13 protein-coding genes and 1 CRISPR repeat array are annotated in these 17025 nt (G+C 69.5%); all 13 genes read left to right on the top strand.

Going from position 1 to position 17025, the window contains the following annotated elements:
* The first annotated feature begins 161 nt into the window (after nucleotides 1-161).
* The 13 genes from IF99_RS0118675 (at nucleotide 162) to IF99_RS34040 (ending at nucleotide 16791) form a co-directional block, all read left to right on the top strand.
* On the top strand, nucleotides 162-812 hold the full coding sequence (locus IF99_RS0118675; RefSeq protein WP_234340750.1) for a hypothetical protein: 651 nt from the start codon (nucleotides 162-164) through the stop codon (nucleotides 810-812).
* A 225-nt stretch (nucleotides 813-1037) separates the two neighbouring features.
* Complete coding sequence (casA, locus tag IF99_RS0118670) at nucleotides 1038-2681, top strand: type I-E CRISPR-associated protein Cse1/CasA (RefSeq protein WP_030997678.1); 1644 nt, start codon at nucleotides 1038-1040, stop codon at nucleotides 2679-2681.
* Complete coding sequence (casB, locus tag IF99_RS0118665) at nucleotides 2678-3448, top strand: type I-E CRISPR-associated protein Cse2/CasB (RefSeq protein ID WP_030997677.1); 771 nt, start codon at nucleotides 2678-2680, stop codon at nucleotides 3446-3448. Before casA ends, casB begins: the two co-directional genes overlap by 4 nt.
* A 113-nt stretch (nucleotides 3449-3561) precedes the next feature.
* Complete coding sequence (gene cas7e, locus IF99_RS0118660; RefSeq protein ID WP_030997676.1) at nucleotides 3562-4749, top strand: type I-E CRISPR-associated protein Cas7/Cse4/CasC; 1188 nt, start codon at nucleotides 3562-3564, stop codon at nucleotides 4747-4749.
* Nucleotides 4746-5621 (top strand): type I-E CRISPR-associated protein Cas5/CasD, encoded by an 876-nt coding sequence (cas5e, locus tag IF99_RS0118655; RefSeq protein WP_030997675.1) that lies wholly within the window; start codon nucleotides 4746-4748, stop codon nucleotides 5619-5621. Before cas7e ends, cas5e begins: the two co-directional genes overlap by 4 nt.
* Nucleotides 5618-6331: a type I-E CRISPR-associated protein Cas6/Cse3/CasE gene (cas6e, locus tag IF99_RS0118650; protein WP_030997674.1), complete on the top strand. Its 714-nt coding sequence runs from the start codon at nucleotides 5618-5620 to the stop codon at nucleotides 6329-6331. The genes cas5e and cas6e overlap by 4 nt, the downstream gene beginning before the upstream one ends.
* The gene (gene cas1e / locus IF99_RS0118645; protein WP_030997673.1) at nucleotides 6328-7308 is read left to right on the top strand and encodes a type I-E CRISPR-associated endonuclease Cas1e; all 981 of its coding nucleotides are present in this window, start codon (nucleotides 6328-6330) and stop codon (nucleotides 7306-7308) included. The genes cas6e and cas1e overlap by 4 nt, the downstream gene beginning before the upstream one ends.
* A gap of 22 nt (nucleotides 7309-7330) precedes the next feature.
* A complete protein-coding gene (gene cas2e, locus IF99_RS0118640; RefSeq protein WP_030997672.1) occupies nucleotides 7331-7648 on the top strand; it encodes a type I-E CRISPR-associated endoribonuclease Cas2e in 318 nt (105 codons plus the stop codon).
* 17 nt (nucleotides 7649-7665) lie between these two features.
* Nucleotides 7666-8670: a CRISPR direct-repeat array (repeat unit 29 nt; unit sequence GTCCGCTCCGCTCGCGCGGAGGTCACCCG).
* Nucleotides 8671-9100: 430 nt separating this feature from the next.
* Nucleotides 9101-9778, top strand: a complete 678-nt coding sequence (locus tag IF99_RS0118635) for an HNH endonuclease family protein (RefSeq protein ID WP_030997671.1) — start codon at nucleotides 9101-9103, stop codon at nucleotides 9776-9778.
* 1224 nt (nucleotides 9779-11002) lie between these two features.
* Nucleotides 11003-11851 carry a helix-turn-helix domain-containing protein gene (locus tag IF99_RS0118625; protein ID WP_234340749.1) on the top strand — a complete coding sequence of 283 codons (849 nt, stop codon included), beginning with the start codon at nucleotides 11003-11005 and terminating at the stop codon, nucleotides 11849-11851.
* 7 nt (nucleotides 11852-11858) lie between these two features.
* Nucleotides 11859-12224, top strand: a complete 366-nt coding sequence (locus IF99_RS0118620; protein WP_030997669.1) for a hypothetical protein — start codon at nucleotides 11859-11861, stop codon at nucleotides 12222-12224.
* A 769-nt stretch (nucleotides 12225-12993) separates the two neighbouring features.
* The gene (locus IF99_RS0118615) at nucleotides 12994-16470 is read left to right on the top strand and encodes an RHS repeat domain-containing protein (protein WP_234340748.1); all 3477 of its coding nucleotides are present in this window, start codon (nucleotides 12994-12996) and stop codon (nucleotides 16468-16470) included.
* A gap of 102 nt (nucleotides 16471-16572) precedes the next feature.
* Nucleotides 16573-16791 carry a hypothetical protein gene (locus IF99_RS34040; protein ID WP_158716621.1) on the top strand — a complete coding sequence of 73 codons (219 nt, stop codon included), beginning with the start codon at nucleotides 16573-16575 and terminating at the stop codon, nucleotides 16789-16791.
* The last annotated feature ends 234 nt before the right edge of the window (nucleotides 16792-17025 follow it).

Here is a 17025-nt window from a genome sequence, read left to right as displayed (position 1 = left end):
GTGCGGGGCGGGGGCGTCGTCATGCGCGTGGGGGCGGGGGGCGGCCGGGGTGGGCGGCGCGGGAGGACGCGCCGCCGCTGGTTGTGCTGGAGCCGGTCGACGCAAGGGGTGTGACGGATCCGCCTCGTTCGTGGGGGAGCGTGTACGACCACGGGTTGCTGGTGCGTACGGCCGTGCTGCTCGCGGGGCGGGGTGGGGCGGGGATCGCGATCCCGGAGGACGTGCAGGAGCTGGTCGACGCGGTGTACGCGGCGGACTTCACCGAGCGCCTGGAGCAGGCGGGGCAGGTGGAGGCTGCGGAGGTGCTGCGGCTGGCGCGGCTGGATCAGCGGCGTGAGGGGGAGCGGGTCACGGAGGAGCAGGTGGCCGCGATGACGGGGATCTGTTCGCCGGGGCGGGTGCGGGGCGACTTCTCCAAGATGAGCGAGGGGACCGTGCAGGTTACGGCGGATCTGCTGGCGACCCGGCTGGGCGCCGACAGCGGGCGGGTGCTGCTGCAGTTCACCGACGAGGACGGCGGCGTCTTCCTCGACGAGGAGGGCCGGCTGCCGATGGGGGACTGGCAGGGCGCTTCGTTGCGGGTGGCGCGGAAGGTGGTGGCCCGCACGATTCCGGTGCCGGGGAGCTGGTTGCCACCGGTCGAGGCGCGGCCTGCTGTGCCGAAGGGGTGGGAGGAGCGGTCACACCTGCGGGACATCGTCCTGCTGCCGGTGCGGCATAGGGGGCGGGAGGCTGGTTGTCCGCGCTGGGTCGGTGAACTCGGTTCGTTGTCGGTGCAGTTCACCCGCGTGACTGGTCTTGAACGACTCTGACCGAAACCGATATTCCGCTCTTTAACCTACCTTACTCCCTTTAGTGTGTCAGCGGTTCCTGCGTCTGCCTCCCGGCCAGACGCAGGAACCGTCCAGCCCGCTTCCGCGGGCAAGGGGGAGAACTTCGGACCAGGTCACCTACCTGACTCCGGACTCACCTCCGCGACTGCGGAGCCCCGCCTTCATTGTGCCGAAGACCTGCCGCGAGGAGCGTGGACCCAACCAGTGTCCCTCTACTGTCTCGACGAGGAGCCGTGGCTCCCGGTCCAGTGGTCGGCCGCCGCCCTGGCGCGCGACCCGCAGTCGCCGCCCGTGGTCGGGCTGCGGACCCTCCTGGCTCGCGCCCACGAGATCAGCGGGCTCGCTATCACCGAGCCGCCCGCCCAGGCCGCCGTCCTGCGTGTGCTGTACGCGCTCACCGCACGGGTGTGCGCGCTGGACGAGGAGGAGAACGGTTCGGAAGCGGACTGGTCGGAGCGCAGGCTCGACGTGCTGGAGGCCGGCCGTTTCCCCGAGGCCGGGATCGAGGCGTACTTCGGCGCTTGGGGGCACCGTTTGCGCCTCTTCGATCCCGAGCGGCCCTGGATGCAGGACCCGCGTCTGGCCACGCAGTGCGACCCGGCGCGCTCGGCGGGCGTGAACAAGCTCGTGGTGACACGTCCGTCGGGCAACAACCACTCGTGGTTCACCCACGTCCAGGACAGCGCTCCTGACCCGGTCCCGGCCGGTGAGGCAGTGCTGAACCTGCTGACGTGGCACTACTACGGGCCCTCGGGGCGCTGCTCGTCCCGCACCGTGGGGGGCAAGGCGTCGGCCAGCATGAAGGCGGGGCCGTTGCGCGGAGCGCTCTCGTACCACCCGGAGGGCACGACGCTGTTCGAGACGCTCCTGGCCGGGCTGCTGCGCCCCGATCCCGCGGTTCGGCGCGAGGCGGACCTCTGCCCCTGGGAGCGCGACGCCCTGCCCGACCCGGACGGCGAGCCGCCTGCTGTGAACGGTCCGTGCGGTCGGCTGACTGGCGCCTCGCGGCACGCCCTGCTTCTCGTGCCCGACCCCGCGGACCCGAGCAGCGTCAAGGACGCCTTCATCACCTGGGCCTACCGGGACGGGCATTCGGTACGTGACGACCCGTACCTCATCTGGCAGATCAGCCAGCAGGGCAACCCCTACCCCCGGCCCGCCGACGCGGGCCGGGCGCTGTGGCGGGACCTGGACGCGCTCCTCCTGAAGAACGCCGGAGGCCCCGCACAGGCCCGGCAGCCGGAGATCTTCGGCTACGAGCACGCACTGGAGCTCTCGGACGCGCTCAAGCGGCCGCTCGCCGTGCGGGCGCTCGGCTTCGACCAGGACGGGCAGGCCAAGGACCGGCAGTTCGTCGTCGGCCTCACCCCGGCCGTCCTCGACACCGCCGAACACGAGAACGCCCGGACAGCGACGGCCGTCGGCAGGATGCGCGGCTACGGCGAGATGTACGGTCGCCGGATGGACCGCGCCGTACGCCGCGCGTGCCACCTCTACACCGGGGAGTCCGGCCCCCAGCAGGCCGAGGCGTGGGCGGAGCGGGCTGCCGCGCTCTACTGGCCGCAGGCCGAGCAGGAGTTCTGGGACCGCTTCGGCACGCTTGACCGCGAGGGCCACCACCAGGAGGTGGACGCGGGCCTGGACCGCAAGGCCGCACGCGGAGCCTTCCTGAAGCTCGCGACGCGCGCCTTCGAAGAGATCACGGACCCGGTGTGCCACACCCAGCGCGGTGCCAAGGCCGTCGGAAAGGCCCGTATCGAGCTGTACGGCGGCCCCAAGAAGTCCGTGCCCCGCCCCCGTACTCCGCAGCAGGACCAGCCCATCGCCCAGGAGGAACAGCCCGCATGACCGCGCCCGCGCCCACCCGTCGTGACGTGTACGAGAAGTACGTCGCGTGGATCGACCAGACCTGTGCCACCGACCCGGGCGCGCGTGTCGCGCTGCGGCGCGGGCTACGCCGCGACCTGAACGACGTACGGGGACTGCACCGTATCGTCGCGGCCTGGCTGCCCCGCGGGGTGACGCCGGAGGAGGAACGCGCCTACTACGCGGTCGCCGCGATGATCGCCGACCAGCCCCGGCACGCCTTCAGCACGGCCGGCACACCGGAGACGGAGGAGGGCGAGGCCCCTGCGGACGAAGGCGACCGCCCCACGGCCGAGAACGAGGACCGTACGGACGGAGTCGTCGTTCCCGCGGACAAGAACGACGCCACGCCGGTGGCGGGCATCCCTGACCAGCCCCCGACCGGGTCCGCCGCCATCCCCCGGGTGGCCGCGCGGAACGAGCGGCGGGACAGCCTCGGAGCCTCGTTCGCCCGCGCGGTGGCGGTGAAGGACGGCGGCCTGCGCGAGGACGGCGTGGAAAAGCGGCTGAACCTCCTGACCCGTCAGAGCGTCGCGGGACTCCACCGGCATTTGCCCGCCACCGTGCGCATGGTGCGCGCGACCGGGGCGGGTGTCGACTTCGCCGCCCTCCTCAGCGACCTCGCCGGGTGGCCCTACCGGGCCAAGGAGATCCAGCGGTGCTGGCTCCAGGACTACTACCGCACCCGCAGCGCCCATCAGGAGAAGGTGAGCGCCGAGCAAGACACCCTCTCCGAGGACGACGCCTGACCACCCCGCGAACCCCTGCGTCCGCCACACCTCTGTCCCGTCGTCCTGCGCTTTCCGGGCCAAGCCCGGAGCAGGACCGACTACCGCACCACCTCATCCCGAAGGACTTTCCCATGCCCCTCGCCCCTCGTTTCCTCGACCTCCACGTCATCCACTCTGTCCCCTTCGCCAACCTGAACCGCGACGACACCAACTCGGTCAAAACCGTGCTGTACGGCAACAAGGTGCGTACGCGGGTGAGCAGCCAGTCGTGGAAGCGAGCCGCGCGGGTGAAGTTCGAGGAGGTCTCCGGGAACAGCGCGCTGCGTACGCGGCGCATCGGCGAGGCCGTTGCCCGCGAGCTCGCCGGTCGTAGCTGGCCGCAGGCTCTCGCCGAGCGCGCGGGGGCCCACATCGCCGCGAGCGTCGGTAAGTTCGAGCTGGACCTGGACGAGGACAAGAAGCCGATCGTCAACGACGTGGTGACCAACGCGATGGTCTACGTCCCACGGGCGGCAGTCGTCGAACTCGCCGACTTCGCCGAGGAGCACCGCGCGAAGCTGGAGGCGGCCAAGGACATCAAGAAGAACGGCGACACCAAGGCTTCCGCGCTGCCCAAGGCCGGTGTCGACGCGATCCTGCGCAGCCGCAACGACGTCATCAATCTCTTCGGGCGGATGCTCGCCGAGATCGACCGCGCCGGCGTGGACGGCGCCGTACAGGTCGCCCACGCCATGACGACGCACGAGTCGGATGTCGATCTCGACTACTTCACGGCGGTCGACGACCTCACCTCGACCTGGAAGGACGGCACCGGCAGCGCCCACATGGGGCACACCGAGTTCAGCGCGGGCACTTTCTACCGGTACGCCACGATCGACCTCGACGAACTCGCCGGCAACCTCGCGGGTTCCGGCAGTGACCTGCGCGAGGTCCTCACCGGCTTCCTGAGCGCGTTCGTCCTCGCCCTGCCGCAGGCCAAGAAGAACTCCACGGCGCCGCACACCCTGCCTCACCTCGTGCACTTCGCGCTGCGCGGGGACCGGCCGGTGTCGTACGCCGCCGCGTTCGAGGAGCCGGTGCGCGCCGCCGCCCAGGGCGGTTACGGCACCGCCTCGGCCAAGGCCCTCGCCACGTACGCCGAGGCCGTGACCAGCTTCCTCGGCCGCTCCCAGCTGCTGTGGAACAGCTGGGCCAGCCCCGAGCTGAAGGACCTGCCCAAAGCGCTCGGCACACGCACCGACGGGCTCGACGCCCTCGTCAGCGAGGCCGTCGCCCAGCTCCCGCAGGCCCACGCCCAGGTCCAGGGCGGCGCGGCATGACGGCCGCCGCTGCCGGTACCGGTGCGCTCGCTCTCCCGGGGCTCCTGCTGCGCCTGGCGGGCCCGCTGCAGTCCTGGGGCGAGCACAGCCACTTCAGCGATCGCGACACCCTCGCCTTTCCCAGCCGGTCCGGGATCACCGGCATGCTCGCCGCCGCGCTCGGCCGCCCCCGGCACGCGCCACTCGACGAATTCGCCAGCCTGTCCATCACCGTACGGGTGGACCGGGCCGGGAACCGCCTGCGCGACTTCCACACCGTCGGCGGCGGACTCAGCGGGGCGCAGACCGTCGTCACCGCCGACGGGGGCCGGCGCACGGGCGACACCACGACCCTGACCAGCACCCGCTGGTACCTCCAGGACGCGGTCTTCACCGTCGCGCTCACCCTCACCGACCGCAGCACGCCGCCACCTACGTGGGCGACAGCGCTGAGCAACCCGTGCTGGCCGCTCTATCTCGGCCGCCGCTCCTGCCCACCGGCCGGACCCGTCCTCCTCGGCACCAGCACCGACGCGCTGCACGATCTCACCCACCTGCCCCTCGCCACACGAGCCGACCAGTACGGGCAGAGCTCCGGGGCCAAGCAGGCTGCCGTCCCCGTCCTGTTCCTCTCCGACCAGCCCCTGCCCTTCGGGAACCCCGGCCCCGGCGAGGATCAGGGGCAGGGAGCGCAGCCGCACTCCACCGTGCTGGACGTCCCACTCGACTTCACCCCCGGCCACCGCCGCTACCGCACCCGCCCCCTCTACCGCCGCACCCTGGCGCTGCCCGCCTCACTGCAGAAGGGTTACGGCACCCAGCAGCTGCAGGCACTGGCCGCGTACGCCTCCCCGTCCTACACCCCGGCTCACGAAGGGAGTCCCGCACGATGAGCCTGTGGCTCACCCGTCTCGCGCCCGGTCCCGCCTCGCGCATCGCCCGCGACGAACTCGCCGGGCTGCCCGGCACATCCCTGCACCGCCGGGTCATGTCCCTGTTCCCCGACGACACGCAGGGCCCCGCCCGCGCCCGCTATCAGGTCCTCTACCGGGTCGAGGACACGGCCCGGGGCAGCCATCTCCTGATCCAGTCGAACCACCGCCCCGATCCCGGCCGCCTCCCCGACGGATACGGCACCCTCACCACCCGCCCCCTGGACGCCCTCCTCGAAGCGCTCCAGGACGGGCTGCCGCTCCACTACCGGTGCGCCGCATCACCCGTACGCAAGCCGACCGCCAACACCCGCGCCCTCTACAACCTCCCCGCCGTCGTCGCCCTCAAGGGATCCGCCGCGGACGAGTGGTGGCAGCGCCAGGCCGAGAACGCCGGCCTCAAACTCCTCTCCCAGCAGGCCCAGCCGCTCGACACCGTCCACGACCGCCAGGCCCCCGCAGGCACAAGCAGCGGCAGGAGCGGCCGTTCGGACGGCGGCACAGGCAAGAGCCAGAACAACCGCGTACGGCACCAGCGCATCCGCTTCGACGGCACCGCGACCATCGCCGACACCGAGCAGCTCCGCGCTGCCCTCGTCCACGGCATCGGCCCCGGCAAGGCCTACGGCTGCGGCCTGCTCAGCATCGCCCCCACCACGGACGCCGCATGAGCGCCCCCACCACGGACGGCGCGGGCCGCCGCCGGCTCGCCGCCCCCACCATCGCCATGCTTCCCCGTGTCGCCGACAGCCTCTCCTTCCTCTACCTCGACGTCGTCCGCGTGCACCAGGACGACACCGGCGTCTGCGCCGAAATCACCACCGAGAAACGCGGCCGCGAAACCGTCTACCTCCCGACCGCATCCCTCGCCTGTGTCCTCCTCGGCCCCGGCACCTCCATCACCGCACGCGCCCTCGCCACCTTCGCCCGCCACGGAACCACCGTCGTCGCCACCGGCATGGGCGGCGTCCGCTGCTACTGCGCCACCGTCCCCGGCACCCTCACCACCACCTGGCTCGAACACCAGGCACGCGCTTGGTCGGACGACACCCGCCGCCTCGCCGTCGCCACCGCCATGTACGAACACCGCTTCGGCCCCGGCCAGGCACCCGCCAATGCCACCCTGCAACAACTGCGCGGCCTGGAAGGTCAACGCGTCAAAGCCCTCTACCGCCTCCTCGCCAACCAGCACCGGATCGGCCGCTTCCGCCGGGCCTACGACCCGGAGACCTGGGACACCCAGGACCCCGTCAACCTCGCGCTCTCCGCCGCCAACACCTGCCTCTACGGCATCACCCATGCCGCCCTCGTCGCCCTCGGCTGCTCACCCGCCCTGGGCTTCGTCCACAGCGGAAACCAGCAGTCCTTCGTCTACGACATCGCCGATCTCTACAAAGCCGAACTCACCATCCCCCTCGCCTTCTCCCTCCACGCCTCCGCCTCCCCTGAATCGGAAGCCCGCCGCTCCTTCCGCGACAACCTCCGCCTCTTCCGCCTCATGCCCCGCATCGTCCGCGACGTCCAGAACCTCCTGGACCCCGAGCACACACGCCCGACAGAGAACGAGGAAGACCTCGACGAACAGCTCGTGGACCTCTGGGACCCCGTCACCGGCCCCCTCCCCGGCGGCACCAACCACGCCCCCTGACACGAGAGGCCCGCCCCCTGCCGTGCCCGCCATGACCGTCATCTCCGCCACCGCCGTTCCCGACCACCTTCGGGGAGCCCTCACCCGCTGGCTCCTGGAAGTCACTCCCACCCTCTACGTCGGAACCATCTCCACCCGTGTCCGCACCGAACTCTGGAACAACCTCACTGCCTGCCTCACCGACGGCAGCGCGGTACTCGCCTACCCCACGAACAACGAGCAGGGCTTCACCCTCCACACAGCAGGCCCACAACGCCGCGACACCGTGGACTTCGACGGCCTCACACTGATCGCCTTTCAGCGCTTGCGCGATAGTCAAGAAACTGCAAAGCCGTCCTAACAGTGCAGGTCGCGAAGGTCCGCTCCGCTCGCGCGGAGGTCACCCGACCGCGTACGGCGTGGACGAGCCCGTGGGCACGTCCGCTCCGCTCGCGCGGAGGTCACCCATGCGCCGCCCCCTGCGACCGCAGGTAGAGGCCGTCCGCTCCGCTCGCGCGGAGGTCACCCGCACTGGAGCTTGAACGGGGCCAGGAACAGGCCGTCCGCTCCGCTCGCGCGGAGGTCACCCGTCGCGGCTCTCGCGGGCGCGCTGGATCGCGTCGTCCGCTCCGCTCGCGCGGAGGTCACCCGGCCATCAGTGACCTCGGGGCGGGGACGATCCCGTCCGCTCCGCTCGCGCGGAGGTCACCCGGCGGTCGGGGTGCGTCGGACGGACGCGGTCGCGTCCGCTCCGCTCGCGCGGAGGTCACCCATGTCACAAGGAGCACGAATGCCCATCGAACCCGTCCGCTCCGCTCGCGCGGAGGTCACCCGGAGTTCCCGACCGTCGAAGTGACGCTCCCTTGGTCCGCTCCGCTCGCGCGGAGGTCACCCGATGCTCCCCGCAGTGGGCGACCACTCGATCCAGTCCGCTCCGCTCGCGCGGAGGTCACCCGGACTTCCTGCCGCGCGGACTGCGTAAGCACGCGTCCGCTCCGCTCGCGCGGAGGTCACCCGATGTCTTTCTCGTACGGGAGGCCGGTGACGTGGTCCGCTCCGCTCGCGCGGAGGTCACCCGCAGGCGTGGAAGGTCGCGCGGACGGTCGGCGCGTCCGCTCCGCTCGCGCGGAGGTCACCCGGCAGAGCACGGCCAGTGGTACCCCAAGCAGCGGTCCGCTCCGCTCGCGCGGAGGTCACCCGGTGACGGGCCGCTCGGGGTGCGCCATGGCGGTGTTCGCTCCGCTCGCGCGGAGGTCACCCGGTGTTGCGTAATCCGCTCCTCCAGGTCTTCGCGTCCGTTCCGCTCGCGCGGAGGTCACCCGCCGTCGGCGGACCAGGAGTAGCCCGTCCCCTCGTCCGCTCCGCTCGCGCGGAAGTCACCCGAGCTTGCAGCCCCAGGCCATGGTCAGGTTCGGGTCCGCTCCGCTCGCGCACACGAAGCGCTGCAACGCCTCATCCGCGCCGCTGCCTGAACTTCAAGCGCGCGGCGCCGGGGCGGCGTCGACGTGAGGCTCGGGCCGATTTCGGCGACGGGGGCTCGTCCTCGTTCGGTCGGCGGAGTCCAGCGTGCGTCCCTGCGCCAGGCCGAGGATGTGGGGTGGGCCCGTCGGCCGGAGAGCGAGAGCATCACATCGGGGCGTACGGCTTGAGACGAGCCGAAATCTGCAGGGCCCTATCGAGGTGCCCCCTGGCCCCCTCTCCTGCGCTGATACGACTTACCGCTCTCCGGGGTGATGGGTCTGCTCTACGGCCACGAGGTGCTGTTTCCTCCCGGTAGGAAGATCCTGACCTGTCGTGATCTCCGGAGGACGTCTTGCGCCTGTCCCGCACCATCCCCGCCGCCCTCACCGCGCTCGCCGTCAGCACCGCGCTCGCCCCCACCGCGGCCGCCGCCGACCACCCAGCCGCTCCCGGCGACACCGTGACCCTCCCGCTCCGCAAAGCCATCGCCGCCCTCGAGACCCGGGCCGAGAGGCGCACCGGCTATGAGCGGGCGAAGTTCAAGCACTGGATCGACGAAGACCGCGACGGATGCAACACCCGCAACGAAGTCTTGCTCTCGGAAGCCATCACCGCTCCGGACAAGAGCGCCGGGTGCAAGCTGACCGGCGGCACCTGGCGCTCCGCCTACGACGACACCACCATCAACGGGCCCAGCGGTCTCGACATCGACCACTTCGTGCCACTAGCCGAAGCCTGGGACAGCGGCGCCTATGAGTGGAGCGCGAAGGACCGCGAACGGTACGCGAACGACTTGGCTGATGACCGGTCGCTGATCGCCGTCTCCGCGAAGACCAACCGCAGCAAGGCCGACCAGGACCCCGCCAGCTGGATGCCACCGGCCCACTCCTACCGCTGCACCTACGTCACGACCTGGACCACCGTGAAGACCAGGTGGGGCCTCTCGATCGACACCTCCGAAAAGGCGGCCCTGGAGCGCGTCGCGGCGGAGTGCCCGAACGTGCCGATCAAGGTCGAACTGGCCCGCTGAGCGCGAGTGCGGCCTGATCGAGTGCCGATCGGGCCGCACTTGTATAAGTTTGCAGCCTTTGTGCCGCTGCGCCGGCGCGGCCGCGCGGCGGCGGTACGGGCCCGCGCGGGGCGGCCTGCGGTTCGGTGTGGTGGGAGAGGTGTGTCCGGGGGGTGGTGAATCTCCCTGATTGGGGCGGGGGCGGGGGTGCGGTGACCGGTGCGGGGCGCGCGGGTGGTGTGTTTCGGGGGGCGCGCGGGCGGGGTGCGGGCGCGCCGTCAGGCGCGCCGTGATGCGCATTTTGTAGTACTTCGGTCGGGTACGGTGTCGCTTTTTGGCCGCTAATTATCGGGTTGCGATCGCGTGCACGTGCATCGTCCCGCGCACGGAGACAAAAGGGATTCATGGCGGAGAGGGTGCTCAACACCGCTTCCGCAGAGTGAAGTTGTCGCCACGTCGCGCAGCCGAATAGTGTGCTCGCCCCGTACGTGAGTCGGCCGTGAGCCGCTCGGTACGGGCGAGACCCCGGGGGTCTGGTTGGACGCCCACCCCCAGGGTCTCGTTCACGCAGTGCACCTTCAAATCACGAACGGAGAACACCATGGTTCTCAGCCGGTGCTGGTACCGGATCCTCACGTTTCCGCGGGGTAACCGGGCCCGTGACGCTATCATCCCGCCTCTTTCCGGGGTTCAAACCCAGCGGTGGTCTGCCCTGGCGGTCACCGTGCGCGGAAATCTCCTCGCCGGCGCGGTCACGGGCCCATGCCTCCTCATCGCGGGCAGCTCGTCGCCCTGGGCCGCGCCCGCTCTGACCGCCCTGAGCGTGTTCGCATACGGGTCCTGCGTCGTCTACCGGCGCGTTTGGCAGCACTGACGCCGCACCGCCCCCCGATCCACTGCCGTGGCAAGGCGCCCCCCTTCCGGGGGCCTTCGCCACGGTGGTTGGTCTTGCGATGCCGCGCCGGGGTGGGGGAAATCCCCCACCCCGGCGCGGTAAGAACCCCCGGATTGAGGACCCCGCACATGGATGTTCGCCATCGCGCTTCCCGCTTTTGCCGGGACTGCGACACGCCGCTGGAACTCGAGCCCGCCCGCTCCGGCCGGCCTTCCGCCCGGTGCCCGGTCTGCCGCTCCCGGGCCCCGGAGAAACAGCGGAAGGAGGAAAAGGACCGGGCGACACGCGCTCTGTGCGAAGAAGCGCTGCGCGCCGCCGTTGACGACGCCGTCCGCCATGCGGAGGCACTGATGCACGAGACCTACGGCACCATGGCCCCCACCGGTGAACTCCTCACCCGCATCGCCTGCGTCCAGCGCGCGCTCACCGCCGCCCAGGCCGCCGCAGTGGCCCGCGGCCGCGCCCAGCACGAGACCCACGCCTCCCTCGCCGTTCACCTCGCAATGTCACCGGACCACTTCCGCAAGAAGTTCAGCAAGGAGTACCTCCACCGGACCCTTGGCAACTACGCGAACCCGTGGAAGGAACACGGCCTTCTCGACGGGAAAGGCGCCGACGGCTTGCCCGGTCACGAGCCCTCGCTCCCGCGTGCTCAGAAGTGCTCCGAGCGCCGGGCCCCCGACCGCCTGCGCGCCGCGCTCTCCCACGCAACGCGTCGTTCCCAGGCCACGCAGCGCACGCTCGCCCAGGCGATCAAGCGCCACCCCTCCTACGTCTCCCGGCTCCTGTCGGGAGAAAAGCCCCTGCACTGGCCCTACGTGCAGGCCTTCGCCCGCACCCTCGGTATCGCCGAGCGCCTCCTCCTGCCCCTCTACAACGTCGCCGCCGACATCGAACCGCCGCCGGGCACCGACCCCGTCGCCTACCTGCGCGACTACCTCGGCGGACTCCTTCTCGCCTCCGGCCACACCCGGCAGACCCTCAACGACGCCCTCACGGGCACCCTCACCCCTGCCACCCTCCGCGAAGCCCTGGACGGCCCCCGCATCCCCAACTGGGGCGTGCACGAGCAGCTCGCTGCTGCCCTGTTCAGCCTCCCTTCCGATATGCGCCCGCTCTGGCAAGCCGCATACCACCACGCGGCCGTCCAAGCCCACATCACGAAGCCCTCCTCCTTGCATGCCGAGCACTTCGGCTGAGGCAACGATGACCTCCCGCACCCTGGCCGCCAGCGCCGCCGCCTTCCATGCCTTCTACGACCTCAACCGCTTCGCTTACCGCGACTACGCCAGCGCCCTCCTCCCCTCTGAGGAAGCCCACCTAGTCGTGACCCAGGTCTTCACCCTCCTGGCCACCGACTGGCCCCGCGTCATCGGCCGCCCCAACCCTGCCGCCTTCGCCTGGAACCTTTTCACCTACCACATCGCCCTGCGCACCGGCGCACCACGCACCCCTGCCCAGGACGCCGCCCTCCTCTACGACACCCTCCACCACAGCATCAACACCATCGCCACCCTCACCGGAACCGAGCCCCCTTTCGTCGGCACCCTCCTCACCGCCACCCGCCGCTGAAGACTTGCGTGTCGCAGGGCCGGGTACGCCGGGGGCTGGGACGAGAGCACGTGCGCGCGGGCCTCGGCAACGGTGGGGGGCGGGCCCTGCGCGGCGGCAGTCTGGCTTGGCCAGGCCGGCGCCTCCGTCTGACGTCGCCCCGATCCTCTCCGGCCTCGAGCGCAAGCTCACGGCCATGAGCGGACTTCCGCCGCGCGCGGCTGCTCGTCACGGCGAGCCAGTCGTGGCCAGCCGGAAGTTCGTGCAGCCGCTTCGCAGGGGTGACGAGCGCCGAAGGCCCGCCCGCAGGGTGCCTCAGTCGCCGGGAGCATGAGCCGGCTCAGATTGGTCGCGCCCGGCCGCCCAGCCGCGGCGCGAGTGGGGAGGAACCCACCGGCGGGGCGCGCGGTGGTAATCCGGAGCGTCTGGCAGCTGTAGCAGAAGGGGACGTGAGACAAGGCCGGGGACTCCTTGCCCCGGCCGCAGTGAATATTCCTGTGACTCATGTCTCGGGTACGGCAGCCACCTCGCCATCCTCAGTCAATGCCGCGTAGGACCTTTTAATGCAAGGCAGGTAGCGTAATCGGTCTTCATTTGTCACGCGACAACGTTCAAAAATCCATGGGAACACGCTGCGTGCGTGAGGTAACTGTGCGTGAGGTTCGGTGGAAAAGTGTTCCTGCCGTGGAGGTCCCTGGCTGACGATGTGTGAGCGCGTCAGAGTGGTGCGCTTCGTTCATGTGGGGGGACACACATGTCTTCATCCGGCGTCCGTAGACGCTCGGTTCAGGTGGGGATCGCGACGACTGTCGTGTCGGCGGTAGCGGTGTGGGGGATGCCGGCCGCGTACGCGGCGGCTCCTGACACTCCGTCGCAGCTGGTGGCGCTGACGGAGAGTGTGACGCCGTACGTGACCGCGAAGGTGGTGGCGCCGTCGGGGAGCGGGAAGGTGACGGCGAAGTTCTACGCCGGTACCTATGATGCCAACGGTGACAACGACCTCGCTGACGGGAAGGAGGTGACGGTCGATTCGGGCGAGGTGGCGCGGCTGAAGCTGCCGGACATGCGGATCGGGACCCAGTTCCAGTGGCAGGTCAAGGCGTGCGTCGATGACGACTGCTCCGACCTCTCACCGCTCCAGTCCGCCCGTGTGAGCCCGATGACGGGCGCGGGCGAGCGGCCCGGTGCGACGCGCCTGCGGTTCTCGACCGGTGACTCCACGGCCGCGCAGGTCGATGTCGGCTCGGGCAACCTCCTGGTCAACGCGAGCGGGCTGACCCTGCCGGGGATCAATGGCGATGTGGGTCTGGGCGCGGCCTACAACAGTGCGGCGATCGGCACGGACGCCACCTCGGCGAAGTCGCCCCTGGGGTACGGGTGGCGGCTGACCCCCTACGAGGTCGAGCTCAAGGTCCGCGGGGACGGTTCGGTCACCTACTACGGCCAGGGCGGGATCACCGGCCTGTTCGTGAAGTCCGGCAGCGGGTTCACGACGCCGGGAGGGTTCAAGGCCGACCTGAAGAAGAACGACGACGGCACCTACACCCTCACCGACCACGGCTCCCAGTCGAAGCAGACCTTCAACAGCTCCGGCAAGCTCACCAAGATCACCGACCGCAACGACAACGCCACCACGCTCTCGTGGAACGGCGACCTGCCTGACACGATCGTCACCACCCGCGGGTCGAAGTCGCAGCGCACCGGGGTGTACGCCTCGGCGAACGGGCGGGTGACGACGCTGACGCAGACCGCCTCGGACGGCAAGAAGCGCACCGTCACCTACACCGTCGACAGCGCGGGCGACCTCGTCGCCATCAAGGACACCCTGGGCCGCACCACCAGCTTCACCTACACCGGTCACAGGATGACCGCGGTCACCAACCCCGGCGGAGGGGTGACCCGCTTCGACATCGGCACCATCGGCACCACGAAGATCACCCAGGAGAACAAGGCGGTCGGCTCCCCCGGAGACTCCGTCACCCGCCTGTCCTACGCGGACCCGGACAAGACCGTGATGGCCTCGCCGAACACGGACCAGTCCAAGGACATCACGGCGGTCCCTCACACCACCTACGAGCTGACCGACAACCACTCCGCCCGCGTCTCCAAGGCGACGGACGCGGAGGGCCGCGAGCGCTCCAAGACATACACCGCCAACTTCGACACCGCTTCGGCGACGGACGGCTCGGGCGCGAGCGCGGGCACGACGACGAACACCTTCGGCGCCAACGACGGCGAATCGCTGACGAAGTCCGAGGGCGCGGACGGCTCCACGTTCTCCGCCGCCTACGGCAACACGGCAGCGGGCTCGAAATACTCGCCCTCGGAGTCGACGGACGGGCAGTCGAACAAGTCCACCTACTCCTACAACGGTGCCGGGAACCTCGCCTCCTCCAGCAACGCGGAGGCAGCCGAGGCGAAGGTCGACTACAACGACGACGGCACCCTCAAGACCTCCACCGACCCCGGCAACAGCACCGACACCTCGTACACGTACAACAGCGACAAGCAGCTCACCAAGGTCGACCCGGCCGGCGGCTCGCTCAAGTCCCAGTCGTACACCTACGACGCCTGGGGGCGCCTGGCCACCGCCACGGACGGCCGGGGCGTCACCACCACGACGACGTACGACGACGCCGACCGCGTCCTGAAGGTCGACTACAGCGACGCGACGCCGGACGTCTCGTACACCTACGACGCCTTCGGCCGCACCAAGACCCGCACCGACGGAACCGGCACCGTCACCTACGAGTACGACGACCTCGGCGCGATGACCTCGCGCACCGCGACCTCAGGCGGAGGCACCCTGTCCTACACCTACGACAAGAACGGCAACCGCCTCACCACCACCGACGCCCGCGGCACCACCCAGTACAAGTACGACCAGGCCGACAAGCTCACCCAGGCCATCACCGACGCCCCTTCGACCAAAACGAAGATCGGCTTCAGCTACGACGACCGCGGCCGCCGCACCGACACGTACTACGGCACCAACGACGCAAAAACAATCTTCAAGGCGCGCGTACACCAGGACTACGACAAGTCCGGCCGCATCAGCCGCGTCTGGGCCGACCAGGGACCCGCGACCGACCCGACCCGCCAGTTCGACGCCACCTACTGCCGCAGCCTCGGCTCCACCTCCTCCTGCTCCACGGCGAAGGCCAACAACACCGACCTGATCCAGTGGAGTAAGGACAACCTGAGCGGCAAGACCACCAAGTACACGTACGACAAGGCGAATCGACTGACGAAGGTCGCGACCGACGGGGGTGGCAAGACGTACACCTACACCTACGACGCCCGCGGCAACCGCAAGTCGTCCTCCGACGGCAGCACGGACCAGTCCCTCGCCTTCGACGCCGCCAACCAGATCACCAGCGACGGCTACACCTACGACGCCCAGGGCAACCAGACCAAGACCGCCAAGCTGTCCACGGTCACCTACGACGCCGCCAACCGCATGACCGGCGCCAAGACCACCAAGGGCACCAGCAGCTACACCTACGCCGGCGAGGACGCCACCGAGCTGGTCTCCCAGACCAGCGACGAGGGCGAGAAGACCGACTACGTCTACGGCGCCCCCGACCAGTACGGCATGCCCGTCATCGAACAGGTCAAGCTCAAGGAGGGCACGGCCTACATCGACCACGACCCCACCACCGGCCAGCCGCTCTCGCTCCGGACGACGAACGGGTACGAGGCGTACTACATCGTCGACGGCATCGGGAACCCGGTCCAGTTCATCAACCAGTCCACGGTCCAGTCCACGATCTACGACTACGACCCCTACGGCACCGTCCAGACCACCAAGGAAACCGGCACGGCAGGAGTCCAGAACCCCTACCGCTTCGTCGGCGGCACCTACGACAAACCCACCGGGTTCGTGAAATTCGGCCAGCGCTGGTACGACCCCACCACCGGTCGCTTCACCACCCAAGACCTGTATAGCTTCCTCGCAAACCCGGGCAGCGGAAACCGTTACGCCTACGCGGGTGGCGACCCGATCAACAACATCGATCCCCGCGGGCTCTTTAGCTTCTCGGACATCCTCGACAAGGGGAGCGACATTTTCGGAGTCGTCACCGGGTGCGTGGCGGGTGTCGGGGCTGCGGCTGAAACTGGGGCAATTGCCTATAGTGCCGCCGTAGGAGGAGTGGTCGGAGCTGGTGTCGGTAGCGCCGTTGGCGCTGGCGCCGCTGTAGTTGGCAGTTGCCTTGTCGGAGGCGCTGCAGGCTATGCCGGTGCAGATATCCTCACTTACGGGTAGGCGATAGAAAAGCTCATCAAGGTCCGGACACCTATGCGTGTGGGGCGTAGAAATTTCTACGCCCCACACGCATAGAAAGATTACCGACGAAAGGGTGATCAAGTGACCCCGAGAGAAGTTCCCATCAATTCAGCAGTAAAGCGTACAGCAGCTTTTTCCGGCGTACTCATCATCGCGGCTATCTGCATCTTCGTGGGCGGATTGGTTGCCGGAGACACTCTTCTGATCATCTTTGGCGTGATTGCGGCGCTCTGCGGGGTGGTACTGGCAGTTCTTTCAACATTGGCGCGACGGAAGATCCGGTTTCGGAAGGATGATTGACCTTCCCGCCCCCAGGTCAACGGCGCGTTCACGTATGACCAGATCGGAATCGGCGATCTAAAGACAGGTAAGGAAGTTTACTCCTCTGTCCGGGATGGCGACTGGGGGAAAGCTGGTAGCCAGACGTTCCCTTGGGCTGTTGGGAAAAGCGTTGAGGGAGGATGCTCGCGAATGGCCCTTCGCGCTAGGCCCACAGGCGCCGCTGCAAAGCCCATGCGCATCTACGCCGGTGAC

Origin of the sequence: Streptomyces sp. NRRL F-5630 (genome assembly GCF_000719475.1) — a bacterium.
In the GTDB taxonomy this organism is placed as follows: Bacteria; Actinomycetota; Actinomycetes; order Streptomycetales; family Streptomycetaceae; genus Streptomyces.
The sequence above is the reverse complement of the archived record's forward strand: the minus strand, read 5'-3'. Positions and strand labels throughout refer to the sequence as shown.

Bases quoted from the DNA above. Each gene is read 5' to 3' on its own strand.
- casB (WP_030997677.1), top strand. From the start codon at position 2,678: ATGACCGCGCCCGCGCCCACCCGTCGTGACGTGTACGAGAAGTACGTC.
- cas7e (WP_030997676.1), top strand. From the start codon at position 3,562: ATGCCCCTCGCCCCTCGTTTCCTCGACCTCCACGTCATCCACTCTGTC.
- cas5e (WP_030997675.1), top strand. From the start codon at position 4,746: ATGACGGCCGCCGCTGCCGGTACCGGTGCGCTCGCTCTCCCGGGGCTC.
- cas6e (WP_030997674.1), top strand. From the start codon at position 5,618: ATGAGCCTGTGGCTCACCCGTCTCGCGCCCGGTCCCGCCTCGCGCATC.
- cas1e (WP_030997673.1), top strand. From the start codon at position 6,328: ATGAGCGCCCCCACCACGGACGGCGCGGGCCGCCGCCGGCTCGCCGCC.
- IF99_RS0118625 (WP_234340749.1), top strand. From the start codon at position 11,003: ATGCACGAGACCTACGGCACCATGGCCCCCACCGGTGAACTCCTCACC.
- IF99_RS0118620 (WP_030997669.1), top strand. From the start codon at position 11,859: ATGACCTCCCGCACCCTGGCCGCCAGCGCCGCCGCCTTCCATGCCTTC.